24 protein-coding genes are annotated in these 24,831 nt (G+C 65.6%); 16 read left to right on the forward strand and 8 right to left on the reverse strand.

Annotation, left to right across the window (positions count from 1 at the left end; genetic code table 11):
• Positions 1-316: 316 nt before the first annotated feature.
• Both AB4091_RS17765 and AB4091_RS17770 read left to right on the forward strand, forming a co-directional pair.
• Positions 317-850, forward strand: coding sequence for a hypothetical protein (locus tag AB4091_RS17765; protein WP_442293439.1), 534 nt, complete (start codon positions 317-319; stop codon positions 848-850).
• A gap of 1 nt (position 851) precedes the next feature.
• The gene (locus AB4091_RS17770) at positions 852-1,133 is read left to right on the forward strand and encodes a hypothetical protein (RefSeq protein WP_442293441.1); all 282 of its coding nucleotides are present in this window, start codon (positions 852-854) and stop codon (positions 1,131-1,133) included.
• A 107-nt stretch (positions 1,134-1,240) separates the two neighbouring features.
• On the opposite strand, the gene AB4091_RS17775 is transcribed toward AB4091_RS17770, so the two are convergent.
• A complete protein-coding gene (locus tag AB4091_RS17775; protein ID WP_442293443.1) occupies positions 1,241-1,840 on the reverse strand; it encodes a recombinase family protein in 600 nt (199 codons plus the stop codon).
• A gap of 142 nt (positions 1,841-1,982) precedes the next feature.
• On the opposite strand from AB4091_RS17775, the gene AB4091_RS17780 reads away from it, so the two are divergent.
• The gene (locus AB4091_RS17780; RefSeq protein ID WP_442293445.1) at positions 1,983-2,897 is read left to right on the forward strand and encodes a trypsin-like peptidase domain-containing protein; all 915 of its coding nucleotides are present in this window, start codon (positions 1,983-1,985) and stop codon (positions 2,895-2,897) included.
• Between the two features lie 28 nt (positions 2,898-2,925).
• Here the strand turns inward: AB4091_RS17780 and AB4091_RS17785 are convergent, their stop codons facing one another.
• The 4 genes from AB4091_RS17785 to AB4091_RS17800 all read right to left on the reverse strand — a co-directional run bounded on the left by AB4091_RS17785 (position 2,926) and on the right by AB4091_RS17800 (position 6,456).
• Positions 2,926-3,522, reverse strand: a complete 597-nt coding sequence (locus AB4091_RS17785) for a DUF4145 domain-containing protein (protein WP_442293447.1) — start codon at positions 3,520-3,522, stop codon at positions 2,926-2,928.
• Between the two features lie 364 nt (positions 3,523-3,886).
• Complete coding sequence (locus AB4091_RS17790; protein ID WP_442293449.1) at positions 3,887-4,147, reverse strand: hypothetical protein; 261 nt, start codon at positions 4,145-4,147, stop codon at positions 3,887-3,889.
• Positions 4,148-4,222: 75 nt separating this feature from the next.
• Entirely contained in the window at positions 4,223-5,131 is a 909-nt protein-coding gene (locus AB4091_RS17795; protein ID WP_442293451.1) for a hypothetical protein, read from the reverse strand.
• Positions 5,132-5,235: 104 nt separating this feature from the next.
• On the reverse strand, positions 5,236-6,456 hold the full coding sequence (locus AB4091_RS17800; protein WP_442293453.1) for a DUF4192 domain-containing protein: 1,221 nt from the start codon (positions 6,454-6,456) through the stop codon (positions 5,236-5,238).
• A gap of 477 nt (positions 6,457-6,933) precedes the next feature.
• Here AB4091_RS17800 and AB4091_RS17805 point away from each other — a divergent pair, with 477 nt between their 5' ends.
• From AB4091_RS17805 to AB4091_RS17820, 4 genes are all read left to right on the forward strand, one after another.
• On the forward strand, positions 6,934-7,893 hold the full coding sequence (locus AB4091_RS17805) for a tyrosine-type recombinase/integrase (protein ID WP_442293455.1): 960 nt from the start codon (positions 6,934-6,936) through the stop codon (positions 7,891-7,893).
• 65 nt (positions 7,894-7,958) lie between these two features.
• Positions 7,959-8,219: a hypothetical protein gene (locus AB4091_RS17810; protein ID WP_442293457.1), complete on the forward strand. Its 261-nt coding sequence runs from the start codon at positions 7,959-7,961 to the stop codon at positions 8,217-8,219.
• Positions 8,220-8,311: 92 nt separating this feature from the next.
• Entirely contained in the window at positions 8,312-8,545 is a 234-nt protein-coding gene (locus tag AB4091_RS17815) for a hypothetical protein (protein ID WP_442293459.1), read from the forward strand.
• A 248-nt stretch (positions 8,546-8,793) separates the two neighbouring features.
• Entirely contained in the window at positions 8,794-9,030 is a 237-nt protein-coding gene (locus tag AB4091_RS17820; protein ID WP_442293461.1) for a hypothetical protein, read from the forward strand.
• 63 nt (positions 9,031-9,093) lie between these two features.
• Here the strand turns inward: AB4091_RS17820 and AB4091_RS17825 are convergent, their stop codons facing one another.
• On the reverse strand, positions 9,094-9,276 hold the full coding sequence (locus AB4091_RS17825) for a YegP family protein (RefSeq protein WP_442293463.1): 183 nt from the start codon (positions 9,274-9,276) through the stop codon (positions 9,094-9,096).
• A gap of 415 nt (positions 9,277-9,691) precedes the next feature.
• On the opposite strand from AB4091_RS17825, the gene AB4091_RS17830 reads away from it, so the two are divergent.
• The gene (locus AB4091_RS17830; RefSeq protein ID WP_442293465.1) at positions 9,692-10,222 is read left to right on the forward strand and encodes an excalibur calcium-binding domain-containing protein; all 531 of its coding nucleotides are present in this window, start codon (positions 9,692-9,694) and stop codon (positions 10,220-10,222) included.
• A gap of 223 nt (positions 10,223-10,445) precedes the next feature.
• Positions 10,446-11,564: a GmrSD restriction endonuclease domain-containing protein gene (locus AB4091_RS17835; protein WP_442293467.1), complete on the forward strand. Its 1,119-nt coding sequence runs from the start codon at positions 10,446-10,448 to the stop codon at positions 11,562-11,564.
• 779 nt (positions 11,565-12,343) lie between these two features.
• On the opposite strand, the gene AB4091_RS17840 is transcribed toward AB4091_RS17835, so the two are convergent.
• Positions 12,344-12,952 carry a hypothetical protein gene (locus tag AB4091_RS17840; RefSeq protein ID WP_442293469.1) on the reverse strand — a complete coding sequence of 203 codons (609 nt, stop codon included), beginning with the start codon at positions 12,950-12,952 and terminating at the stop codon, positions 12,344-12,346.
• 2,149 nt (positions 12,953-15,101) lie between these two features.
• On the opposite strand from AB4091_RS17840, the gene AB4091_RS17845 reads away from it, so the two are divergent.
• Both AB4091_RS17845 and AB4091_RS17850 read left to right on the forward strand, forming a co-directional pair.
• Positions 15,102-15,527, forward strand: a complete 426-nt coding sequence (locus AB4091_RS17845; protein ID WP_442293471.1) for a hypothetical protein — start codon at positions 15,102-15,104, stop codon at positions 15,525-15,527.
• A 1,514-nt stretch (positions 15,528-17,041) separates the two neighbouring features.
• Positions 17,042-17,746 carry a hypothetical protein gene (locus AB4091_RS17850; protein ID WP_442293473.1) on the forward strand — a complete coding sequence of 235 codons (705 nt, stop codon included), beginning with the start codon at positions 17,042-17,044 and terminating at the stop codon, positions 17,744-17,746.
• A 687-nt stretch (positions 17,747-18,433) separates the two neighbouring features.
• Here AB4091_RS17850 and AB4091_RS17855 read toward each other — a convergent pair.
• The gene (locus AB4091_RS17855; protein ID WP_442293475.1) at positions 18,434-19,909 is read right to left on the reverse strand and encodes a hypothetical protein; all 1,476 of its coding nucleotides are present in this window, start codon (positions 19,907-19,909) and stop codon (positions 18,434-18,436) included.
• Positions 19,910-20,519: 610 nt separating this feature from the next.
• Here AB4091_RS17855 and dcm point away from each other — a divergent pair.
• From dcm to AB4091_RS17880, 5 genes are read left to right on the forward strand one after another with little or no spacing between them, the layout of a single operon-like run.
• Positions 20,520-21,863 (forward strand): DNA (cytosine-5-)-methyltransferase, encoded by a 1,344-nt coding sequence (dcm, locus tag AB4091_RS17860; protein ID WP_442293477.1) that lies wholly within the window; start codon positions 20,520-20,522, stop codon positions 21,861-21,863.
• Positions 21,864-21,896: 33 nt separating this feature from the next.
• Entirely contained in the window at positions 21,897-23,000 is a 1,104-nt protein-coding gene (locus AB4091_RS17865) for a hypothetical protein (protein WP_442293479.1), read from the forward strand.
• Entirely contained in the window at positions 22,984-23,820 is an 837-nt protein-coding gene (locus tag AB4091_RS17870; RefSeq protein ID WP_442293481.1) for a hypothetical protein, read from the forward strand. The genes AB4091_RS17865 and AB4091_RS17870 overlap by 17 nt, the downstream gene beginning before the upstream one ends.
• Complete coding sequence (locus AB4091_RS17875) at positions 23,817-24,122, forward strand: hypothetical protein (protein ID WP_442293483.1); 306 nt, start codon at positions 23,817-23,819, stop codon at positions 24,120-24,122. The genes AB4091_RS17870 and AB4091_RS17875 overlap by 4 nt, the downstream gene beginning before the upstream one ends.
• A gap of 14 nt (positions 24,123-24,136) precedes the next feature.
• Positions 24,137-24,613 carry a very short patch repair endonuclease gene (locus AB4091_RS17880; RefSeq protein ID WP_442293485.1) on the forward strand — a complete coding sequence of 159 codons (477 nt, stop codon included), beginning with the start codon at positions 24,137-24,139 and terminating at the stop codon, positions 24,611-24,613.
• Positions 24,614-24,831 lie beyond the last annotated feature (218 nt).

Consider the following 24,831-nt stretch of genomic DNA (forward strand, 5'->3'; position numbering starts at 1 on the left):
CTACCTCGGACTGGACGTCCTGGCCCGCTCCCGCATGAACCTCGTCCCCACCACCGAACCCGAGATCGGAGCCGATGACCTACCCGCCCTCACCGCGTAACCATCACCAAGAATCACGCAGCGCTACACCACCACCGGGGACTTGACCCAGCCCGGCGCTCCCATCGTGCGCGGTGCCCAGGACCGGAAGAAGAAGGACCGAACCCCCGTCGTGCGATACGGCGCCCGCGGACACGAGCGAGCCAGCGGGATGAGCCGTGGCGAGGAGTTTCTTTTGGAGCCCCCGCACCAGCTGAGAGGTCGCGACAGGTACCTCATGGGCACGATCCCCACACCTGACATGCAGCACCCTCTCTCCACGCGGCCGAGCCTCGTCGCCCTACTGGTCGTCAGCGTGACGCAGGGCTCGGACATCCTGGTGGACCAGAACAGCTCCATCGACCACGAAGTCAGGGCTCTGCTGGCGTACTACGCCTTGCGCTCAGACAGAGATTTGATCGTTACGGGCGCGCCAGCCACTCGCTGCCTCACCCGCGCCCGCCAACTTCGGGACCTCCAACAACACGTCGGGGAGGACCGTTTGCAGGACATCCTGACCAACTTGTTCGAGGCGGCAGCCCCACAATTGGGGCGGGTCTTCCGAGATGACCAGGTAGTCCACGAACTCCTACAGGTGGCAGGGCAGCCACAGCGGAACTTCGAGCGAGCCGCAGCGGCAGACCGGGAGTTACGTCTGCTCGGGTGGAAGCAGGCCAAGGTCCGCCGTTACCTGACTTTGCACGGGTTCGCCAACAGCAGCGGAACACTCGGCGTGTGGAATCACGCCGAGTACAAGAAGCTGGGCGCTTGAGATGGAGGCGATCCTGCGCGACACCATCGGGTGGCGGCTCAGCGCCCACGCGCGCTCAGCTATCGAGCACCGCGGATTCCTCGAGCGCGATGTCCTTGCAGCGGCGGCACACCCAGAGCTGCGCTACACCTGTTACAACTACGGGGCTGACCGCGAGGCCCGCATCCGAGGCCGCTTGTGCGTCATCGTCAACGCTGTCACCAAGACCGTGATCACCGTGATGTTGCATGCCCACAACTACCAGGACGACGCAATCGTCAGAGCCGCCATGACGAACGCCTGACACCTGTAGACCCACCCCTCTGGCTCAGGCACCGCCACCCGAACGCGGAAAGACTCAGCTGGGCTGGCTCCACCCGTCCCGCGGACGGGTGGAGCCGGCCCAGTGCTTCAAGACGGGACGTTGCCGATGTTCTTGGGTCCCAAGGCCCGATATACCGACGCACGACTGACGCCGACGACGCGAGCGATCGTGCCCACATCATGCTCACGACTCTCGTACATGTCGCGCGCCGCCTTGAGCTTCTCCGGTGTCCACACCGTGGGTCGGCCTCCCTTGCGGCCGCGGGCTCTGGCGGCCCGCAGGCCAGCCGTCGTGCGCTCCCGGATCAGGTCGCGCTCGAACTCGGCGAGAGCCCCGAACAGATGGAACACGAGGCGGCCTCCGGGCGTGGACGTGTCGATGTTCTCAGTGAGGGACTTGAAGGCCACGCCACGGGCGTCGAGGTCTTGGACGGCGTCGATGAGGTGTCGCAGGCTCCGCCCGAGCCGATCCAGGCGCCAGACGACGATGGTGTCGCCCGGCCGCAGTTGGTCGAGTAGGGCATCGAGCTGGGGGCGGTGGGCGAGCTTGCCGGAGGCCTTGTCGGTGAAGATTCGACCGCAGCCGGCCGCGTGCAGGGCGTCGACCTGCAGGGCCTCGTCTTGCTCGAGGGTGCTGACCCGGGCATAGCCGAGCAGGCAGTGGTCGAGGTTCGTCTCGGAAGTCATTGGCGTCCTCCTTTCTGGGACGTAGTTTCTGGACGCGGGTTCTGGACAGCTCGACGCCCTGCAAGCGGGGTGGCTGCAGGGCGTCTCAGAAACGCTCGTTACTGAACTTCGTGAATGAGCCCGCTTCCTCCACACTTGCGCCATGGTGAGAAATAACGGCATGGACGGCGTGCGCTCGTATGTCATGGAGGTGCCCCACTACGGCTCTCAGTTCATCGAGGGCTTGAGCCCCACGGGACAGGTAGCAGGCCGCGCAACCGGCTTCTTCGTGAAGAATCGCCAAGGTCGCACGTTTCTTATCACTAACCGCCATGTCGTGACCGGCGGAGAACGGTCGGATGACGACCAACCTGGGCCTGATGTCGTGTCGGCCCTTCGATGCACGGTGCCGATGCAGCACGAGAGAGCGGGCTTCCATCAGCAATTCGTTGTCGAGCTCGGCGACCTCCATGGACGCTCGGTCTGGCTGGAACACCCCTCTTTGGGTCGTGCGGTAGACGTCGTCGCGGTGCCCTTGGAATGGGGAGCCGAAGAGGGACTTGTGGACCTGGTGTCCTACCCCCTCAAGGCAGATGTGGCGCGCCTCGATGTGACTGGGACGCTGTTTGTAATCGGTTTTCCTATGGGATTCGATCCGCTGGAGGAAAGTGTCTTCGGGGTGTGGACGAGGGGCACCATCGCCTGGCCTCCAGGCTTTGATTGGAGAGATTTGCCGTGCTTGCTGGTGGACTGCCGCACCAGGAAGGGGCAGTCGGGTTCGCCTGTCGTCTTTTTCGCTGATTCCCAAACCGAGTACACTTCGGTCGACGGTGGGCGTGCCCGCGGCCCCGCTTGGAATTTGGTGGGCGTCTACAGTGGGCGGATCCAGGAGGACAGCGACGTGGGAATCGTCTGGAAGCGTTCGGCGCTCGAGGCGGTGGTAGAGCACGGCGTTCGGCCCGACAAGTGGGTGGCACCCCTTGAGGAGCGCGAGGGCATCGAGACAAACTACTGGCTTCGCGCTGCGGAGTGGGTCCAAGAATCTGTCGCTCGGGGGTCGAGCGGACAGATCAACTAAGTCGCATTCGGTTAGTCGCGCCGGTCTCTCAGTGACCTTTACGCCGGGGGAGACCTTTCCTTCTGTTCACTTCCGTGATGCGCTTTCGAATTCGGTCTTGCTCGCTGCCGTACTTGAGGGCCAGGGCATGCTCAAACATTTGAGCGCCGTCAAGGACGTCGTTGGCCTCGATCTTCCCGGGATGGCTGCCCTCGTTGCCTATCCACTTGACCGCCATCAACGCCTCAGCGATATCGGGCCGGCCAACTTCTAGTCTTGTGATGCGCTCGTGTGTTGTGAGCCTTTTGCGCTTCTTGCCGGTCGTGAACCGGGGTATCTTCAGTGCCGTCAGAAGCTCCTCGGTTGCGAGGCGGAGCCGATTGGCGGCCGCGGCCGGATCGACCCAAAGGAGCGCGCCCGCCGCCGTCACAGAACCTACGACCGGCTCCGGAACGCCCTTGGGACAGGTCAACAACTGCAGCGGCGGTTGCGTGTAGCGCAGCTTGTAGGCGTCGTAGTAGGACCCGTAGTCCTCGGTCACATTCACAATGACGTCATAATCCACACACCAGTCGCCGGCAACGGCCACCCGTTCGTGGCAACTCGCGCAACGGAGCCATCCCGCGAACGTCCCGCCGAGCGACATGGGATCCTCGCTCACTGTGAACGTTCTCCGCGCCGAGGCACTCTGCTCATGCCTGGGCATGCTGTCCTCCTGTGGGACTAGACGCCCGGCCGAGCACGTCGGACACGGCACCGTTGGCCACTGCTGCGCCGGAAACCAGTGGGTGAACGGTTCTAGGGCATGTGGCACAGGTAGAGACTAAGGCGCTGTGCGCCCGTAGACCCGAAACGCCTTCCCTTGCTTTGAGGCTGGCCCGCTCGCCGGCGCAGGCCCGCGATGCCACGGGCTTGGGCGAGGAGGGTGCAGGTGTTGTCCGTGCCCAGTGCCCTCCTGAGCTCCATCGAGGTGGAGTATCGAACGTAGGAGTGCTCGACGCTCACAGCATTTAGTTCTCGAGGTCGTACGGGTCGGCGTACTCGGATCCGTGGCTCCAACCACCGCGAGAAGGACCTGAGCTGGGGCTGTTGGATCTCGAGAGTACGTCGACAACTCCTTCCACGGCCTTGACGCAGACGATGACAACATCTGCCAAGTCACGGACGGCGCGTAGGCCAGCGGTGGCGGTGGCCGGCTCGTGTTCTCGAAGCTTGGCGTAGGCAACGACGACAAGGGCCGCAGCTGCCGCGACAGACAAGACGATGAGCATGGGTTCTCCTCTGAGGCAGGGCAGGAGGCCCGCCGCTGCGCAACGAGCCTCCTGCAGTGGCGGTGCCGGTGGTGGTCAGTGCCGGGCGCGGGTGCGCTTGGCGTGGGTCTGGGCCTGCTGCGCCGCGCGGCGCTCCGCCCGGTTGCGAGGCGCGAACCCCTCGGCCCAGACGTCGGGGTCGCCCGGGTCGGTGGGGTCTTCCGGCTGAACCGACTCGTCGCCCAGCCCGGCGTCAGGCACCGAGACGAAGGGCGCTGACCGGGTCGTCGGCCGCGTCCGTGAGCCCGCCGATGCAGTTGACGTAGTGCGCAGTCCGCCAAGGAGGTCGCCCAGAAGGCTCGGAGCGAGGAGCAGCGGTAGCAGGAGTATCTCGAGAGTCCAGAGCAGCCACGAGGCTCCGACGAGCCGCCCCAGGAGCCGATGGAGGACGGTGCTCTGGCTGACCGGTCGGACCAGACCCGCGAGGGCGGCCACACCCCGGGCAACGGTCTGCGTCACCGGGTGGATGGCGACGGCGCAGAACACTCGACGAACCATCGTGCCGGCGTTGGCGAGCCCGGTGGCGACGCGGGTGCCGGTCGGCCCGAGCTTCCCGAGCAGCGAGCGGGTCTGCTGCCACAAGGCGCTCGCGCCCGCAGCGATCTTCGAGCCGAGGAAGCGTCCGACCCGGAGCGTCGCGTTCCAGACGGCAGGGCTGCTGAAGACAGCTGCCGCGGCTGTGACGGGCCCGACGGACCGAAGGAGGTCGCCGAGGCTCGCGAGGCGTGCGCCGAGGCGCTGCAGGACCGGGTCGCCGCCGAGCGCGGACATGACAGTGCGGGCCTGGCGGAGAGCCCAGCCGGCCGCGCCGCGCGGCAGTGCAAGGACGGTGTCGAAGGCAGCACGCGCGGCTCTGCGAAGGCGGAGCAGGAGCGCAAGCCGTTCCTTCTGTGGTGGGGCGGGCACGGCGTAGAGCCGCCCGTCCATGGTTGCTGCAGTGGACATGGTGAATCTCCTCCTGGTTGGGACCCGGCGGCATGGGCGCCTTCGGGCATGAAGAAGGCCCGCCGCATCGTGCGGCAGGCCTGGGGTTCGAGTGGTGTGGCGAGTCAGGGTCGTTCGGGTCGGATGCCCTCGTCGAGCATCAGGCACAGCAGTCTGGCCAGCCGGTAGGTCGGGTCGCACCGCAGGGCGCGGTCGATCGCGACCCGAGCGAGCGCTCCGTCGCCGTGCCACCACGAGTAGGTGGCCAGCAGGGTTGTCACGGGTGCGGCGTGCTCGTCGGTGGCGTGCTGGCACAGGTCGATCAGCCGGGCCTTCATGGCCCCTGCCTTCGGGTCCGCGTCGTGATCTTCGTGGGCGCCACGGACGGTGTGGATGCGTCGGATTAGCGACTGGATGCCCTCGGGCAGCACGTCGAGGCCGAGGCTGTTCGGGATGAGGAGCGAAGTGATGCCGTCCCGGGTGCTGACGTCGGTCAGGGACTCCAGGGCGACGGCTGCTTCCGTCGCTGTGATCGGAGCCTCCCCGATGGTGAGGACCCTGGCCCAGACGTCAGCGAGCCGATGACGCGCCTCCGTGTCAGTCATGGTCGACATGGCGTCCTGTCCGCGACGCAGCAGCTCGGCGACCGCATCGGCGGTTGGGCCAGGTTCGAGCTGGGCTGCGAGTGTCTGCCGGTCGGGTAGCGGAGCGCTGCCCACGCCGATGAACTCGGCGACGACGGGCGCGGCCTGGGCCGGGGACGGTAGCGGGTTGCCTTCGGGTGGGCAGCAGGACGGGCGGTCGCAGTCGAGGGAGCGCCACCGACCGTCGTGGACGACGATCCGATCCCGGACCGACACGTCACGCTGCTGAAGGCGTGCGCTGAGCGTTTCGATAAGGCGCAGGCTCTCGCCAGGTGCGTCCTCATAGCCGACGATCAGGGCGGCCTCGGCGCCGTCTTTGAGGGCGTGACCCGCGAGTGCGCGGGCGACCTCGTCGACGCGCTCGGTATCGGGGAGGTCCATCCGCTGGGTCAGGCCGATCTTGCTGCCTCGCAAGGCCAGAACGACGATGGACTGCTGCGGCTCGAAGCCGAGCAGGTGTGGGATGACGGCGAGGAGCTCGGCCGGGCTGCGCAGGGTGACGGGTGGTGAGGTCATGGTCTTCCTTTCGATGAGGCCCGGCGGAGTCCGGGCATGCAAAAGGGCCCGCCACGGATGTGACAGGCCCTTCGTCAACTCGTGCGAGGGGGTTTCTCCAGTCCTTCCTTGGACGTGGTTGTCCCAATGCCTCGTGATACCCATTCTACCACCCAATTCCATTGCGCGAGAATAGGTTTCGGTCATTGCGGCGTGCCCAGCGGGCGAACTCAATCGACCTTCGTAGCCTTACGGCATGACGACCATCTCGCCTTCCCGTAGGAGTTCGTGGCGCTGGTTTCGGGCTTGTGCCATCGACGAGGCTCGTCAACGCTGGGGATCTGGCAGGTTGGATGCTTCTCGAGCGCGGACCGACAAGTTGGTGGCGCGGATAGCCCAGATAGAGGCGGACGTGGAACGGGGTCGAGCCAGATGCGAGTCTTCCGCCAATCGTCTCGAGCACGTTGTCCGAAGAATTGAACTCGCCGCCCGGACGTCGCCGCCCGAGGCGTGACACCCCGGGTCGGCTATGGCCTCGCTCGGGAGCGTCGGACGCGCTGCGCACCGGCTGGCATCGGCTCGGGGGCTCCTGATTGGCGTCTCACGGATCCCTCCGTCTCGGTGCTACGTCGCCAGGTGCGGGGCCTCTGGTAGCGGCCACCCTGTCGGAGTTTCATCGGGTAGATGACCCTCAGCCCAGATGTTCAGATCATCCGCGACGAGTACCTGCTGCCCTACACCGGCCACACACGCGACCTCTACACGTACTACCTCGACCGGTACCTCGACTGGTGCGCCCTCCAGGCGTACGAGCCGCTGACCGTCACCCGAGCGGACGTCGAACGCTACGTCCACCACCTCCACATCGAGCTCGGCCTGCGCCCGTCGACAGTGGCCACGGCCCTCACCCCGGTCCGCGGCCTTTACCGCTTCGGCTACCACGAAGGCGCCCTGGACCGGGACCCTGCCGTCCATGCCCGGCGCCCCCGCTACTACTACCGCCCCAGCGACACCCTGGGACTCGAGCGCACCCAGCTCACGGCCTTCCTCACGGCTGGGGCTTCGATGGGTGGGCGGTACTACGCGGCCGCGTTCCTCCTCGGCTGCATGGCCCTGCGCGCCAGCGAGGCCTGCTCGCTGCAAGTAGGGGACTATCAGCAGACGGTGCGCGGACACCGCGTCCTCGACTTCATCGGCAAAGCAAGCCTCCCCGCCCAGATGCCGCTCCCGGTGCCGGTCCTCCGCGCCCTTGACGCCGCCGTGGGCGAGCGAACTGAGGGCCACATCCTGCTTCGGCTCGACGGCTTGCCTTTGGGCCGATCAGGCTTGAACACCATCGTGGCCACCATAGGACGACGAGCCGGCATCGAGCACCGGATCAGCTCCCACGTCCTTCGACACAGCGCCATCACCAACGCCTTGGAGGCAGGCGCCTCGCTCAGGAAGGTGATGGACCTCGCCCGCCACAGCGAGCCACGCACGACCATGCGCTACGACCGAAACCGGACTCAGCTCGACGACCACGCGGTCCACGCGCTCGTGTCGTTCATCGTTCCCGCGCCGCCCGGCGAAGCCCATCAGGAAGTAGCCCCACTAGGGGAGAAGAGTGCCGGCCCGCAGCAAGGATCCCCAGCGACCCGATGACGGGTGTGGTTGCGGACGCTACGTGACCCAACTCCAACCGCGTGCGCGCGCTCTACCGTGAGCACATGGCACGCATGACACCCTCAGAGGCCGCCGCAGTCAACGTCATCATCAGCTACATCGCTGGCAAGGACCCGAACCCTCCAGCCGAGGTGGTGCGGTCCCTGCACATCCTGGCGAGCCGGGCCTACAACCGACTCCAAGGTGGCTGGCACGAGGACGCAGTGCGCAAGCACTGGGCCTACGCCTTCGACGACGTGCAGCGGGCATCATCCAGCCCATCTGACCCACCGACCGACCCCACCGAACCCACGAACTCGGCCTGAGCCCGCGTGGCTGTGGGTTGGTGCCATCCGCGGCATGAAGACAGCAGCCCGTCCGATAGAACAGATGTTCGGGAATGCGCCACACTTGTGCCATGGCTGGCGGATCAGGACGGGGGCACGAGCACCCCATCCCGCCCACGCCGCCGAGCCGCCGCCACTGCTGGGTCCTTGGCGGCCCTGACGCTCCTGGCCCGCATCCGGGCATCGTTGTTGAGTGGCAGCAACGTGAGGGCGTCTGGTTCGCCCTGGTCGCCTACCTCATCGAGGCCGACCGCGTCCTGGTGCAGCAGTGGCTCTCGGCGGAGTTGCTGACGCGGATCGGGTGACGAGCGAAGGCTCGAAGGACCGTCGCGGTTCACACGCCACCTGGGTCTTCATGGGGTCATCCGGGCCGGTCCTTCGGGTCCTTCGCACGATCCAGGCGACGGATCATCTTTGGTCCCGTCTTCGTCCGCAACTTCCCGCGTGATCGTCGACGGACACCGGAGGCCCAGCCGACCACGGTAGGGTCGCGGGAGCCTCACTTCGGGGCGCATGCCCCCTCGCCTGCGAGGGGAGTTAGCTGGATCCCTCGATGGAGACCCACCCGCAGTCAGCGAGCGACTCGGCCCCCGGCGCCAACAACGTGTCTGAGGTCCACAACCCGTCTGTCGACGAGGGCGCAGCTAGGCAGGGCGCCTGCGCGCAGGTCCATCTGCCGACAGGCGCGATGTGCATCATGCGACACGGACACGAGGAGTCGTGCGAGTTCAGCCCGGCCGGGCAGGTCGACAGCCTCCTTGCCGAACGCAAGGCCGCCGAAGACTGGTGACGTGACCGCCCCAGAACTCGCAGTGCTGCCTATCCAGCAGCCATCGAACCTTGGGTGGGTTCCTCAGGTGGTCTGGTCATCCAGTGGGGCGTCGCCAGCGTTCTTGCGGACCGACTCGATCCCGTTAAGTGCGCTGGCCTTGCTCTCGTAGGCCTCGCCGGTCGCGATGACCTGGCCGTTGCTGACCTTGAGGCGGAACCGAAACTTCCCTGCCGCGTCCTTGTACAGCTCGAACTTGCCCGCCATCGGATGCTCCCTTGATCGGTCGACCTTGACGGGGTGAACGGTACGGGCTCGGATCCGGCGGTGGTCGCGACGCGCCGCTGGAGGGGATGACGGCCCCGGGCATCGTCGAGCAGCTCGGCGCCACGATCGGGCAGGTCGGGTCCGAAAGTAAATCGGAGTCTTGGCACCAACAAATGGAGGTTCTCCCGACCAGCACCGACGGGGGACCTTTGCCTCTGTCATGCCCTCGGGGCGGTAGCCACGCTGGGAACCAGAGGCGATGGAGATGGGGATTACCTCGGTATGTCAGCACGTTCGATGCGGTCGGGGACATCGGGCACAGCCAGGACCAGGGACAACAGCACCGCCTCTCGATCGACGACTTCGACTGAGCCGCTCGCCACCGCGCCATCGAGACAAGACAGGAACGCTAGAAATGAACGACAACCCGACTTCCTCGTACTACACCGCACCGCCGCCGCAGGGCCAACCCTTCTCCCCGGACCCCACACCCGCCCCGAAGAAGAAGCTGAGCAAGGGCAAGAAGTGGGGCATCGGTATCGGGGCCGTCCTCGCCATCGGCCTCATCGGCAGCCTCGGGAACAGGGGCCCGGCAGGTGACCCCGCCGCAGCCTCCGCCCCGCCGACCGTCACCGCGACTGTCACCGCGACTGTCACTGAGACCGCAACTGAGACCGTGACGACCCCCGGGCCCACCGTGACCCAGACGATCACCGTCAAGGCTTCTGCGCCCAAGCCGACTGCCACGACGACCCAGAAGGCAGCGGCTCCAGCGCCTCTGAGGGCCCCGTCACCGAAGCCGGCGTACACCGCACCGAAACCCGCCACCGCCTACTACGCCAACTGCGCCGCTGCTCGGGCCGCTGGAGCCGCACCTCTCCACCGCGGCGACCCGGGTTACCGGGCCGGCCTCGACCGTGACGGCGACGGCGTCGCCTGCGAGTGAAATGACGACGCGCGGCTCGGGCGGCCATCGGGGAGAGCATGGCCGTGGTGCGGCGACACCAGTGCAGAAAAGGCGCAGCTACCTCAAACGACGACCGGGTCTCAGACCGCGTCCGCTTCCGCGTCCGTCCCCGATGCGGCTGCCTGCCGCCGACGCAGGGGCGACAACATCAAGATCCGCGCGCAGGCCCCCGACCTGACTGCATGACGACGAGAGTGTGGACATGAGTACGGCCGTAGAGTCACCCAGGGCGCCCCAGAAGCCGCAGCCGTCGGGCCCGACGAGGCCGGTCTGGAAGAGATGGTGGTTCGGGCTCGTCAGCGTCCTGGTGGTGCTGGGGATCATCGGCACCGTCACTGGCGGCGACGGGTCGCCGACCGCCGCCCCCGTGGCCCCGACCACGCTGTCGGAGGCCACAACGACCGCCACCGTCACACAGCCGCTCGCGTCCGCGACAAGCTCGCCGGAGCCTTCGACGCCCCCAACGTCGGTGAGCCCGACATCCGCGACCGCGAGCCCGACGTCGCAACCACCTGTCCCGAGAGGGACTGCGCTGGCGGCACTGGCGACGCTGACGGTCAAGGGCCGCGCAGCCGGTACCGGGTATGCCCGCGAGCAGTTCGGGCCGGCGTGGGCGGACGTCGACCGCAACGGGTGCGACACCCGCAACGACATCCTCCGACGCGACCTCGACCGCTTCTACCTCAAGGCCGAAACTCATGGCTGCCTCGTCCTCAAGGGCACCCTGCGCGACCCCTACACCGGGAACACGCTGACCTTCGTGCGCGGGGCAGCGACCTCGTCACAGGTCCAGATCGACCACGTCGTGGCCCTCTCCGACGCCTGGCAGAAGGGCGCACAACAGGCCAGCGCGGAGACCAGGGAGAAGCTCGCGAACGACCCGCTGAACCTGCTCGCCGTCAACGGTCCGACCAACGAGGCCAAGGGCAACGGCGACGCAGCTACCTGGCTGCCCCCGAACAAGAGCTTCCGATGCGCCTACGTCGCTCGGCAGGTCGCGGTCAAGGCCAAGTACAACCTCTGGGTCACCCCGGCTGAGAAGAGCGCCATCACGAACATCCTCGACCGATGCCCAGGTCAGAAGCTCCCCACCTCGAGCAGGATCGCGCTTGGCGGTGGGACCGTCATCAGCCCGCCCGTCACGCCGGCCCCGACAAAGACCGCAGCACCGCCGAAGCCGCCAGCACCGAGTGGTCTCGACCCCCGCTTCGACACCTGCAAGGCCGCCATCGCCGCGGGTTACGGGCCGTACCACGAAGGTAAGGACCCCGAGTACGACTGGTACCGCGACAGCGACAGCGACGGAGTCGTTTGCGAGTAACGCCTGTTGGTGGAGTACAGGCCCCCGGGGCTCGTCGATGCCAAGGATCGGCTGATCAGTTGACGGGTTCAGAAGGCACAGAGCTTGGCCGACGTGACAACCAAGCGAGACGGCGGTGCAGTCGTTGCGGCGATAGGGTCCCGCATGAGGTCCACCTGAGTCACGACTCTGCCGGTGACGGAGCTCCCCAGCGGACACTCGCCGTTGCTGACCACTGCGATACCGGAGAGCAGCCGGGGGAGATCAACTGCGGAAGTACTCGTCCCGTCCTTGCCGGCCGTTCCGGCAGGCCCTGCAGGTCCGACCGAACCAGCGGGGCCGGCAGGCCCGGCCTGGCCCTGGATCCCCCGTGATCCGTCGGCTCCGCGGAGGTTCTCCTGGACGACGGGAAGTTGCACGGCGACTACCGCGCCTCCGATCCCGCAAAGGGCGCTCCAGGCGCCCAGTCCCAACACCGCTGCCATCGTGCGTCGACCCATGGAACATATGGTGTCAATAGGACGCAGGCCCCAAGTACGAATGGGCAACTCCCTGGTGGGGGAAGGCCCGCCAACCGCCTTCTGAGAGCCACGGCAGCATCGGCACCAGCCCCACGCGCAGGGACAGCGATACCCCTGCTGGGGTGATACCTCGCCGACCTCACACGAGCCACGCATGACGATCCCGTTGAGCTCGCGACAGCTCTTGGGCGGCTCCTCGAGCCGGGAGGCAGGCAGCGAAGGACTCGAAGGACTCGAGTGGATCACCACCATGAGGGCCTACCTGCACAGTGAACCGGGTCAGTCCTTCGGGTCCTTCGCGGACGCCGAGCCCCTCGCCTGAGCCGCGCGTGCGATGGCTGCCTCCAGCTCCTGGTACGCCGTGGAACCGCCCGAGTAGGACCGCAACGTGGACAGGGCGATGGACTGCAGGTTGAGCTGCTCGAGCACCGTCTTGGGCAGGACGTGGAACTCCCACTGTGCGACGTCCAGCGGGTCGTACTGCTCGTGCGACGTAGCTGTCTGAAGGCAGAAGACGTACACGTCGGCGTTGAAGGTGGCGTCGGTGGCCTCGCCGCTCCGAGGCGTCCAGGTGCGCCCGCGGAGGCCCGTGAAGACGATCCGAGAGAGGCGATGCTGATCCCATACCTGCAGATACGCCGACGACTTGACCTCGACCTTCACCCCGTCCGGGGTCAGGACGTCGAAGGCATCCCACTCGGTGCGAGGGAGCGCGGTCCCCACGGCCCGCGCGACGAGGAACTCTGCCAGGTAGCCGCGGACGTTGTTCATCCGCAGGTCCGACATGGCGAACCGCCAGAAGTCCGAGACCGACGCCTCGCAGCCGGTGAACCTCTCGTCACCTGTCAAGGGCACGGCAGGTGGAGCGCTGAACCACTCATCGCCCATGCTCTGATGCTTCCACGCCTCTGAGCATGCTTGGCCGAATTGGCTGAGTGCGGGCCGTCTAGACCAAGTAGACCGTGATCCGAGCAGGCTTGGTCTCATGTAGCGCCCAAGCCACACACTCCTCGAGAGTGCCGCTGTGGGCGCCCGCGAGCCCGGTCGTCACCGTGCCGTCGACGACTGGTCCGATCCAGTCGGCCGCCCAGGCCTCCACGCCGCGCGACGCTCGATGTCAACGATGCCGATCCCGTCCGATGGCCGGGGCGATGGCTCCCAACGTAAACGGCGTCGCCGATTCACTTGCCCGCTCCGATAAGTAGAGGACCCATTGTTGCCAGCCCCTCACGAGCCGTGCGCGCAGACGAGGATCACGGTTCGGTCACGGCGGCGCTGCACGGCACGCCGGGGTCCAGAGGTAGAGGCGTGGCTCGGGCACCGGCGACGACGACCGGCGCGCGCTCTTGGCACCTGATGCCGCGTACGAAATGAGGGCCGACATCTCCCGCAGATGCGGGCGTGGCCAACTCGAGGTCGGTGCTGGCGCGCGCGCCACTTGAGGCCGCGTATGCACAGTGAGGGGACTTTAGCTCCCGGACCGAACCGCGGTGCCTGACCGCGGTTCGGTCATTGGCCTCTGCGGGTGCGGCACCCCCCACCGCGTACTCAGGGTGACAGGGCGAATTGCCTTGCCGACGCCCCCAGCTCACACGCTGGGGCCATCAACTGGGGCTCCTTGGTGATGTGACGCAGCCGCGGGTGCGGCACCCCCCTCAGGCGTTACCCCTGTGAGCGGGCCGGGAGGCCGCCCAGCGGGGATGCGCGCCAGTGGGATCCGCTCCCCGGTGAGAGGAAAAGCCCCGCGCTCCTGCTCCGCTCGGGCGCTCATCGTCGCTCCCGACGGGCGGACTCGCGTGCCCATCGCTCTCCCACGGGCGGACTCGCGTGCCCATCGCTCTCCGACGCCTAGCGAGCGAGCGAGCTCGAACGCTTGACCTCGCACCATCCACAGCCCCGACCAACCTGGTCGGGGCTTTCGCATATCGAAAGGAAGCCATCATGATCCCTCGCTGCGAGATCAGCGAACTACACCACGTCGAGTGCGCACACTGCCAAGGCAGTCGACTTCCCTACGGCTACCAGATGGCGGTCGAGGGACTGGAGGCCGCGGCTGGGAAGGCCTGGCGGCTCCGGGTCTGGGATACGCCGGCACCGGTAGTACTCCAGGCGCCTGGAACATGCGGCCAGTGCGGCGCACACCTCCGGCCCGGCATGTTCGCGTTCCGCGTTCCTGCCGGCGTCCACTGCGAGGAGTGCGTCCGATGAGCCGGGCGTCACTCGGGAGACGTGACACTGGCTCCTTGGCGGTCTGGACCACGGGTTCCTGCCTCACGGGGAAGCGTGAACACCAGTCTCGGCGGTCAGCGAAAGCCCATGCCGCTCGTCTGCGGCCTGAGCGACTCCGCGAGTACCTCTGTGAGCACTGCGGAGCCTGGCATGTGGGCCATCTCCCCGCGAGGGTGCGACGCGGCGAACTCACGGCCAAGGAGCACTACCGTCTCGATCGCGGCGGCGCTGGGCCTGACGGCGGAACTACCGGTCTGGACGAGGCTCGACCGAACGGTGATCTCACCGCGATGAGGTCATCACGATGACCGGCACGATGCGGCCGGGTCTGCCGCTTTCCACATCAAGATTGCGGGAGATTCGGGACGTGATCGCACCCTAGCGAGGCAGCGTCAGCTTTCGCCAAACCGGACGACCGTTTGTCCCAGAGAGCAAGGGCTACAACCGTTGGGACGAACCGTCGCTCCACGCAACAATCCCAGAACTCAGTCAGATGAGCGGCTTCGTCATGCGCCATCGACTGGGCGGCGGGCGCGCCTTCCAGACGGGGCGGTCATGTGCAAGCGCTGCTTTCAAGTTTTTGCCACTTTGGTGGGAGGCACTCAGGACTGGTCGTCAATCAGCCCATGTCTTGAAGACGCGGCGGAGCGCGACGCTCGAGAGCATCAGGTCGCGCGAAACGTGGCGCGAGCTAACGAGAACCTGCGAACGCTTCAAGACTGGTTTCGGGAGAACGGCGCAAAGATGCCTGCCGAGTAGGCGCGCGCCAAGATACCAGGGTCTAGCGCGACAAGGGAGAATCGTCCTCATGAGCGTTCCTGCAGCCCTTCCGATGGTCAGCGGCCGGCACCGCAACCGAGCCCTCGCCACGGCCCGGCACGCTCGCGCGATCCAGCTGGCGACCGAGGGCCACACCTACCAGAAGATCGCCGACGAGTTGGGCTACGCGAACCGCGGCACGGTGCACCACATCGTCCACCAGGCGTTGGCCCGCGACCGGAGCGCTGTCGTCGAGAAGCACCAGCAGCTCGAGCTGGCGCGACTGGACGCGCTGCAGGTCGCACTGTGGGACAAGGCGATGGCCGGCGACGTGGAGGCCGCCAGGGAGGTGCGCGTCATCATCATGGCCCGTTGCCGACTCTTGGGGCTGGACGAGCGCTCGACGCGCCCGGCGGGGTGGACACCGCGGACGGTGGTCCTGTCCGCCGATGACCGCGAGACCCTTGGTCTCTGAGACCTCTTCGTTGCATGTCTTGAGTTGCAGCCTCTCTTCCCGAGCTCGGGCCTCGAGAACGCCACCTCATGACCAATGCTCGTACGTCAAGCCACGCTCGGCGACAGGGTCACCACCGAAGTCACTTCCGACCTCGCCCGTAGACCCGTTCACGACGAGGCTCGCAAGAGAGGGTACGCCGCGGCGAACACAGTCCTCCGACAGAAGGTCAAGGAGTCTGCCCATCCCGTTTGTGGCATAGGGAAGGGCCAATTCAGCCCGCAAGTCGCCATACGTGACCGTGCTTCGTGACTTCGCGACCTTGATGAGGGCTCGCCGAACCCGCGGAAGACACTCGACCGCAGTCGGTGTGGCAGTAAGGGACCTGCCCTTCACCAGGATTTTTGCCAGTTTCAGCATGAGCGCCATGCTGCCCATCGTGGCAGTTGGACCAACAACGCGCCGAGCAACGCCAACCACCGACCGGGCGCCGAAGAGGCGTAGGCAGAGGGGACAACGGCCAGGCCGACTCGCCGTGAGACCAGGGCGCGAGAGCTGTGTCCCGGATCGCTTCTCCTTCTGGGTCGGTGTGCCGGCGCCAGCGTCGAGTGCTTGCTCCAAGCAGAAGCCATGCACCGGATCGCCCTTCCTCGTCCGCGCCATCGTCGTCCGTCAGAGGTGCACGACAGATGGGGCATCGAGGTCGCTCAACCTGCATGTAGCCAGCGTGCCGCGAGCGCTGACACTCGAAGCTGCCCTGGCGCCCTCTCGACCGCAACCAGGTGCAGCCTGGTGTCGTTGAAGGCCAACTCCTACCGGACCGTCCCTGCTCGTCGACGATGCCTGGCGTAGAACTCGAAGACCGGGCTGCGGACGCCTTCAAGACGTCCGGCGAGCTCTACGTCGTCCGGCCATCGTGGCAGGTCAGGGCTGAGTGGACGGCTTGGGACGCCTTCGGACAGCAGGAGCGTCAGCAGGCGTGCTGAAACGGCCTGCGCCCACGCCGAACCGCCGACCTCGGCAACACGGGCCGGCATCTGCTCGAGTGGCGTCCCACCCTGTCCGACCTCGTCCACGCCCGGGCTGACCTGCAGCGATCCACGGACACCGTCGTCACGCCCGGACGCCAAGACGGTGTCCGGGGCTCGAGAAGGGTGAGTGATCGGCGAGTGCTGACCGAACACTCGCACCCGGGCGTTTCGGTGCTGCCCGAGGTCGGCCCTCCTACCTCTCGGCTGCGGTGTCGAACCGTGGCTCAAGCGCTGATGCCACAGCCTCGAACTCGGCGAGGGCTGCAGTCAAGTCCTCGACGATCTCGCGGGCGATGTCGTCCGGCGAGGGCAGGTTGTCGAGGTCCTCGAGGGACTCGTCACGCAGCCAGATGATGTCGAGGTTGGCCTTGTCGCGGGCGATGATCTCGTCCTAGGCGAGGGACCGTAGGGGCGCTGTCGAGGATCACCAGACGCTCGAACTTGCACGGCTGGAAGCCCGGCAGGGGACCAAAGTGCATCCAATGCACGGCCTACGATTGTCGAATGCTGCACGAGGTGACAGGTGAGGGCGGATTGGGGTTCTGCCAAGTAGCGTTTCCATGGCTTCTGCCTCCTGGCTACCACGGACCACTGGTAATAGCGCTCGACTCCAATGTGTTGATCGATCTCCAGCAGCACGGCACGCTCCTGCTGAACGACGAGGTGCCGGAGGTGGACAAGGTCTACGCCGCGGACTTGGTCGGCGAGAGCGAGCTGCTCAACCTCTGGCTACTACGCGACATCAGGTTCGTGGTGACCCCCCGAAGTCTGACCGACGCGAAGAAGGCGAGCGCTGCGTTCGTCAACCGCAGACGGCCCGCAGTGGACGCTATCGCTCGGAGCCTGGCTTTCCAACTCGGCGATTGGTCGGTCGTTCCACCATCTGAATGGGGGGTCCTGCCGCACGTTGGTACTGAAGTAGGGCTTCCCGATGGTGCGGACCGTGATCTTGTCCTTGAAGCGCAGGCCATCGGAGCGCATGTGTTTCTGACCCGTGACCGTGCGCTACAGGAGCGGGTCAGCCTGCGTGGACCTGCCCTCGCTGTGCTTTCGCCCGGGGCACTGGCTGATGAGTTGATCGAGGCGGGAGTCCAGCCGTTCTTCGGCGGTACCTGCGATGCCCACGACTGTCCTTACGACGCCTGGGGCATGCCGGCGCCCGACATGGGTAAGTGGGGCGGCCTGCTCTCGATCTTTGATAACGAGTGACAGGGGAGTCTGAGTCGCCCAGCCGAGACAGTTGGCACATGAGCGGCTGTTCGCTGGGCGGACGCAGGAGTGGATGAACGCGTTCTTGCGTTCACGGCCAGCTTCCACGAGTGTCCGCTCCCGGTTAATCGCTGATCAAATCTATGCGGGCGCCTCCGTTTCGATCACGGCGAAAGGCGGATACGGCTGAAGGAGCGGGGTTAGACTTCAGCCGCAAGTCTGCCCGGGCGACACTAGAAGAGCATCTGTCGGCGCGCGAGCGCATCCTTGACCCAAACCGGCGTGGTAATCGGCCAATCGTATAGGTGAACGTCACCGGCCTTCAGGCGGTTATGCATCTTGCACAGAAGCACCATGTTCCTCCCCTCCGTTGAACCACCAAGAGCGTAGGGGAACGCGTGATCCGCTTCCATGGAGTCTCTTCGTGAGCATTGGACGCCCCAGAAGACGTCGGCCTGGCAGGCATCCCTGCTCGAGAGATCAAGTTGGCCAAAGGACCTGCCGAATTGTACGGTTGCCTGCCTAACGTGCGGTGGGAACCAGGACGGGTGAAGAAGGACATAAGCGTGCAGGGGGGATTCTTCCTGGAAGCCCGCATCGTAGTTCTCTCTCCATGCCCTATTCGCGGCGAGTGACTCATCCAAGAGGCCGAGAAACCGTTCCGCTGTTTGAATCCGACTGCTTAGATCAAGCACGATGCAGTCGCACTTGTCCATAGGAGCGAACGTCGCCATAGTGAATCATTTCGACCTGCATTGCCACCTCGCCACCAGTAGGCAGTGAAAAGTCGGCGCCCTTTCGCACGCGAGCCGTCACGTCAGACACCTGGCTCGCGTTGCGGGTCACCGCCACCTTTCCCACGTTGTCCGACGAGCGCCCCAACCGAACGTGCGCGCTCGAGCCGACGTCGACACGCGTGTTCGTGCCGTTCTTCACAACATACGGGGTTCCGTCGATGATCAGGGTCTGTTCCGCGCGCTCCCCAAGCATGATGGAGGGCACTGAGCTGCCAGTAGGCATTCCGCGGCTCAGCATCACAGAGCGAAACACCTTCGTGGCGACCCGCTTGCTCGTCGTTCCCGCCGTCCCGGAGAAATCTAGAATCTGTTGGCTGAGGTCCCACTTTTTTCGGTCAAAACCGCAGTCGCGAAGAAGCTGGATCCAGTCAGATTGAGGGCCGGATACTTGAAGCACGGCCATGGCCCCGAGAAGGTAGCCCAATTGCATGTAGCGTTGCGCGTGGTCTATGTCACCGATCAAAGAATTCGCTTTGCGTCCAGAAGATGGCATGACGGTGAACAGTGCATCCACCGCCGCAGCGATCTGCTCGGCGGCGACCTTGGGCGTGAGTGCTGACGGGACAGAGGACTTTCCGAAGATTGTCCGTTGTATCAGGTCAGTCAGTTCGATGCAGTCGTATCGAAATAGGTGGGAGCGTGCCGAGAGGGAGGGATTGGGGTTGAAGACGACATTGTCCCAGAACCTGCTTGGCGCAGTGAGACGACATAGAATGGCTGACGTCTCGAAACTATCCCGCTTGGCAGACGATGCTTTTGCCGAAGGCGCGAAGTCATTGAGGCTGAACGCGTACGACAGCCAGGCGTCATGGAGGGGATCCAATTGGACGGCCGAAGTCGTCACCTGCGCGAATATCTTCGCGAAGATGTCGGGCGTATACGGGCTGCCACCATAGTCCAGCAAGATAACCAAAGGTACCGGATCTGACTTCTGCTTGCTCTTGCTCAAACCCGCGATGCGGTGCTGGCCATCTAGTATCCATAGTGGTCGACGGGCGCCACCGCCTTCCGGCACGTCCACTAGAAAGGTTTCTAATTGAACGCCGTTTCCCAGGTCTTCCTGCTCGACGTTGAGTGACGCTGCGCTGAAGGGATTCGCGCAGAGCAGGACGGGGTTTGGCATGAACTCACCAGTGTTGTTGAAAAGGTTCGCGATCCGGGTTTCGCGGCCCGTGTCCAGAGGGCGCTGCCACGCCCTAACCGGCTTGTTCTGGATGTTGCGCGAGATCTCCTCATGTGGAGTGTTATCTCGGAACGAGGGGGCAGTCGCGACTTTCCGAAGGTTGTCGGCCGTCTCGAATCCGATGTACATCGCCCGGGAGCCCAGCGGGCTCTGAATGATCTGGCGCAAACAACGGATCTTCACGGTGCTCCTCCTCGGCTGGGTGGCAGCGACACTAGCGCGAGAGCAGTTGCTGCGCAGTGTTGGCCGCAGCCCCTCTCCCACGCCGCCACCTTCTGACTCCACACGAACAACCAAGAGCGTGTACTTGAGCGCCATGCTCAGCCGGGATTGCGTCGTTACGGCCAGATTGCGGTCTCGGCCACGCACGACCTCTTGAGCGGCTAGGTGAACAGGGACCCGCACGCAACTAGGACGCCGCAGTGGGCCCTGCTGGGACCGGCCGGCCGCGTTGGGCTGACTTGGTACGCCGTGGACCCCTTGAAGAGACCACGGCCGTTAGGACCGGCTCCCAAGAGTCCACGCAAGCACCACCTGATCAACCCGACACAGGTGGATGGGGTGATTATGAAGGCGGCCCCCTTGCTGGTGGGATCGCTGGACTGTCGGGGGTCGGGGCCAGTATGCAGGTGCTCCACCAAGGTGGGGGCTAGGGCGAGGCCGTCCTCCACAGGACAGGGCAAGCGCCATCGGAGCGCCGCCGCCGATTCGGACTCCGAAGAGGGCATCATGTACCCGCAACTACCGGCAGTGCCTACTGCCGCTGACTCGGCCTCGTGCCGGAGGAAACACAATGACTGAGCAGACTCCCGCGTTCCGCTTCATCGACCTCTTCGCTGGGATTGGCGGGTTCCACCACGCCCTGAGCGACCCAACCTTCGGCGGCGAGTGCGTACTTGCGTCGGACATCGACGACAAGTGCCGCGACGTCTACGCCGCCACCTGGCCGGAGATGAAGGAGCTTGGCCGGATCCGCGGGAACATTCGCGAGATCACCCGCCTCCCGGACGGCAGCGACCGCCCCCTCAACGAGATCGACGAGATGGTCGACGACCACCAGGTTCTCTGTGCCGGCTTCCCGTGCCAGCCCTTCTCGAAGTCGGGCGCCCAGTTGGGCGTCAAGGACACGACGCGCGGCACTCTGTTCTTCGACATCCTTCAGATCGTGCAGGCCAAGCAGCCGCGGTTCCTCATCCTTGAGAATGTACGGAACATCGCCGGTCCGCAGCACAAGGACACCTGGCGAACCATCATCGCGAGCCTAAGAGAGGCGGGGTACAGGGTCGCCGACGATCCGGTCGTCATGAGCCCACACCTGATCTCTCCGGCGGATGGTGGGTCCCCCCAGTCCCGGGACCGGGTGTTCATCCTTGCCACACGAGTCGACGACGGGGGCCCGAAGACGGAGCGGCCGCTCGTCGAACGTGCCTACTCCGCCGACTGGGACCCGAACAACTGGCGTATCGAGGAGTACCTCCAGGACGACGACACGATCGAGAACATCGAGCGGTACCAGTTGAGAGCAGACGAGACCGCTTGGTTGACCGCTTGGCAAGCTTTTGTGAAGGGCATCGAGAGCGACCAACTCCCCGGGTTCCCGATCTGGCTCGACGAGATGTCGGTGCGTCCTCGCATCCCGGCTGGCACCCCGCCGTGGAAGGAGAACTTCATTCGAAAGAACTGCAAGTTCTACGCAGATAACAAGGCGTTCATCGACACCTGGCGCAGGGTCTATCGCGTCAATGAGTTCCCGGCCTCGCGAAGGAAGTTCGAGTGGCAGGCCCGCTCGGTGCAGCCCACCCGCAAGGACCGCGACCTCTGGAAACTCGCCATCCACCTCCGTCCGTCCGGCATCCGGGTCAAGCCGGCCAATTACCTGCCGGCGCTTGTTGCGATCACGCAGACGTCCATCATCGGGTCGAGGCGACGCCGCATCACACCCGTTGAGGCAGGCAGGTTGCAGGGCGTGCCAGACCACGTGTTCCCGACTGCCGGGGTGGACGACTCCACCGCGTATAAGCAAGCCGGCAACGGCGTCAATGTCGGCGTGGTCCAAGCCGTGGCGCGAGCGTTGTTCGCGGACAACGGCGTCGCGTGGGGTACCGAAGAGGAGTCGGACCGAGGCGAGGCCGCCTGACGCATTGTCGGGCAGGAGCCGAGAGAGGAACGAATGAGTCAGCACGACGAGGGCCTGATTGGCGAGGCGAAGCACGCGCGAGTCGCAGACCTTTACTTGGACCGCAGCAACCCCCGCTTCTCCGCGAGGGGCGAGACGGATCAAGCTCGCATCGCGAAGGTCATGGCGGACAACTACAACGCGATCGAGATCGCCCGGAAGATCGCCTCCGAGGGGTACCACATCGCCGAGCCGCCGGCGGTCGTCGAGGAGGGTGGGCACCTTGTCGTCGTCGAAGGCAACCGTCGCGTGACGGCGCTGAAGGGCCTCGCGGACCCCACTCTCCGTGCCACGTTCGTGCAGGGCGCCGAGTGGGACCGGATTGCCGAGTCAAGCCACCGGCAACCTCCCGAGTCGGTCCACATCGTTGTTTACCCCACCCGTGCGGCCGCGCGTTCCCTTCTGGCGCACAGGCATATTCGTGGCATTCTCGCCTGGGACCCGCCGGAGCAAGCCAAGTGGGTGCGCATGCTGATTGATGAGGATGGGATGACCTTCCAGGGGGCAGCGGACCTCTGCAGCAAGAAGTTGAGTGAGGTGCGGGACATGTACCGGAACTCTCGGTTGATCCACGACGACCTGCCCGGTCTCGGTATCGCCACTGACCTGGTCGACGAGCGGTTCACCGTGTTTGGCAACGTGCTGGCGAACAAGACGCTACGCGAGCATGCGCGAGTCAAGTCGGGCTCCGATGTCGCGGCCGGCGTAAGCATGCTCATAGATCCGAGCGGTGATACCAAGGGACTCCGCGAGATAGTTGGTTGGGTCGCTGGGGACGGCAATCACCAGCCGCTGCTCAAGGACAGTCGCAAGATCGTGAAACTCGGTCAGGCCGTCGCGGTCGCTGAGGGGCTCGCCGCGCTGCGTTCCGGTAAGTCTCTCGAAGAGGCGCTCCAGGTGGTGAACGACTTGGGCGCGAGCCCGCGGGAGAATGCTGAGAGGATGCTCCGCGCCGCGGCCAACTCGACGAACCGTGCGATCGAGCAACTCGAGAACTTGGACGATGACGACGACCGGACCGACCTGGAGAACTTGCTCCGCCACATACGCAAGAACCTAACCGCAGCGGAGGGTGCGCTGTATGGCGAGAACGACTGAGGAGAACGCGGACCGGGTCGAGATCGCCCTTATCGCCGGGCGCTGCGGCACCTCCTCGACCGAGCTCAAAGCAATCCTCGGAACCAGCGAGGCGCGAGCCGAGGACGCGCGGTCGCTCGTCTCCCGCAGGGCCGCGAGGCTTGGGCCCCTTCACCCCTTCGCTGCATCTGGTTCCCACGTGAGCCTGAGCAGCGAAGCCCCTGGCTACAGAGCGCTCCTGGCTCTCAGCCACCTCGTGGGGGACCGCGAGGTGGCGCACGGTAACCGGGTGCTCGACTGGCTTGTGGTTCGCGCGATGCGCCGGCTTCTGGGTGAGCCCTGTGTTGTCGTTAACTTCGCATGGCCACCAGCCGTGACGCACTCGCCCCGGCCCCCGGAGTTCCCCGCAGCAGTTCGCTGGCTCGGGGAGCAGCTTGGTCTGGCTGTCGGGGCGGGGTACCGACCGCCGGCGCGGCAGGATGGGGGTGTAGACATCGTGGCCGCACGCGAGTTCGCCGGCTCCGTCAAAGCCAGCCCGACGCTGCTGATCCAGACGACGATCTCACGGAAGATCCGCGAGAAGGCACGCGACGTTGACCTCGGCCTGTGGCGCACTTGGATAGACCTGAGTCCGGCAGCCCAGACGTGTCTTGCTGTCCCTTTTGACGTCGTGGCGACGGACCTCGACGAACTTCACCGAACCGGCGTTGTGACGCTCGACAGGATGCGCCTCGCCGAGCTTCTCGACAGCCCGGACATCTGGGAGGGACGAGAAGGGCAGAGTGCCATCAGGTGGGTTGACGAAGTACTCAGCGATCGAGCAGTGGAGTGGTTCTCATGATCGACGAGAGGTCAAAACCGGGGGTCGTTGCTGCGATCGCGGACCTTCTTGGCGCGCCCACGCCGCCCTCTGCCAACGGCTCACGGGAGCCCAAAGAGATCCTCTTGCTCATCAATGACCGACTCGGCCTAGGGTTCGACAACTCGCACAGCAAGCCAGCACTGGCACAGGAGATCGTCCAGGCCGCGGGTCTGACGTGGACGCCAGAGTGCTGGAGCCGCCCGATGACCTTGACGAGGGAAGGCCTACTTCGCCTGGAGACGGCCGTGAAGATCTTCCTGGACCCGAGACTCGACGGTTAGAGAGGAGGGGTCGGGTGGCGGACGCATGCAATGCCACACCTGCCTCCAGCGAGCCGCCCCGGCTGCGGCCTGATGCTGCGACGAGTGCCCAGTATGCGGCACGAGCACGACGAGAAACGTCTCCCGAGCTCGCCTTGCGCCGTGAACTGCACCGGCGTGGCCTCCGGTTCCGTGTCCAGACGCGAGTCTCAGGTCTGCCACGACGGTCCGTGGACATCGCATTCACGCGCTGGAAAGTGGCCGTGATGGTGGACGGTTGCTTTTGGCACGGATGCCCAGACCACGGAACGAGACCGTCCAGGAATTCCGACTGGTGGGAGTGGAAACTCGCAGTCAACCGCGCTCGCGACAACGACACTGACAACCGGCTCTCGAGTCTAGGCTGGGCCGTCGTGCGTGTCTGGGAGCACGAGGAGCCAGCGGTCGCAGCCGAGCGAATTGAAGCGGCGCTGTCGCAGCGTGGGCGAGGGGTGCCCCACGGGATGGCTTGACCCCGATCGGTCGGCTGTCCTCCAGGGCAGACCGCGTACAGCGCTTCGTCTGCACCTCGAAGTCGCACTCCTGAGATGGCGCCCCCGCACCAGTCAGTCTCTCGAGGGCGCCTCAGCCCGACTGCCGGGCTGCGTTGGGCGCGTCAATCGGGAAAGCTGCCGTCGAGTCCTGCCGTATCGCCGTGTAGTCCGCGAGTAGTCCGCAAGATGCTCAACTG

The sequence above is a fragment of the Terrabacter sp. 2RAF25 genome (genome assembly GCF_052115265.1).
In the GTDB taxonomy this organism is placed as follows: domain Bacteria; phylum Actinomycetota; class Actinomycetes; order Actinomycetales; family Dermatophilaceae; genus Terrabacter.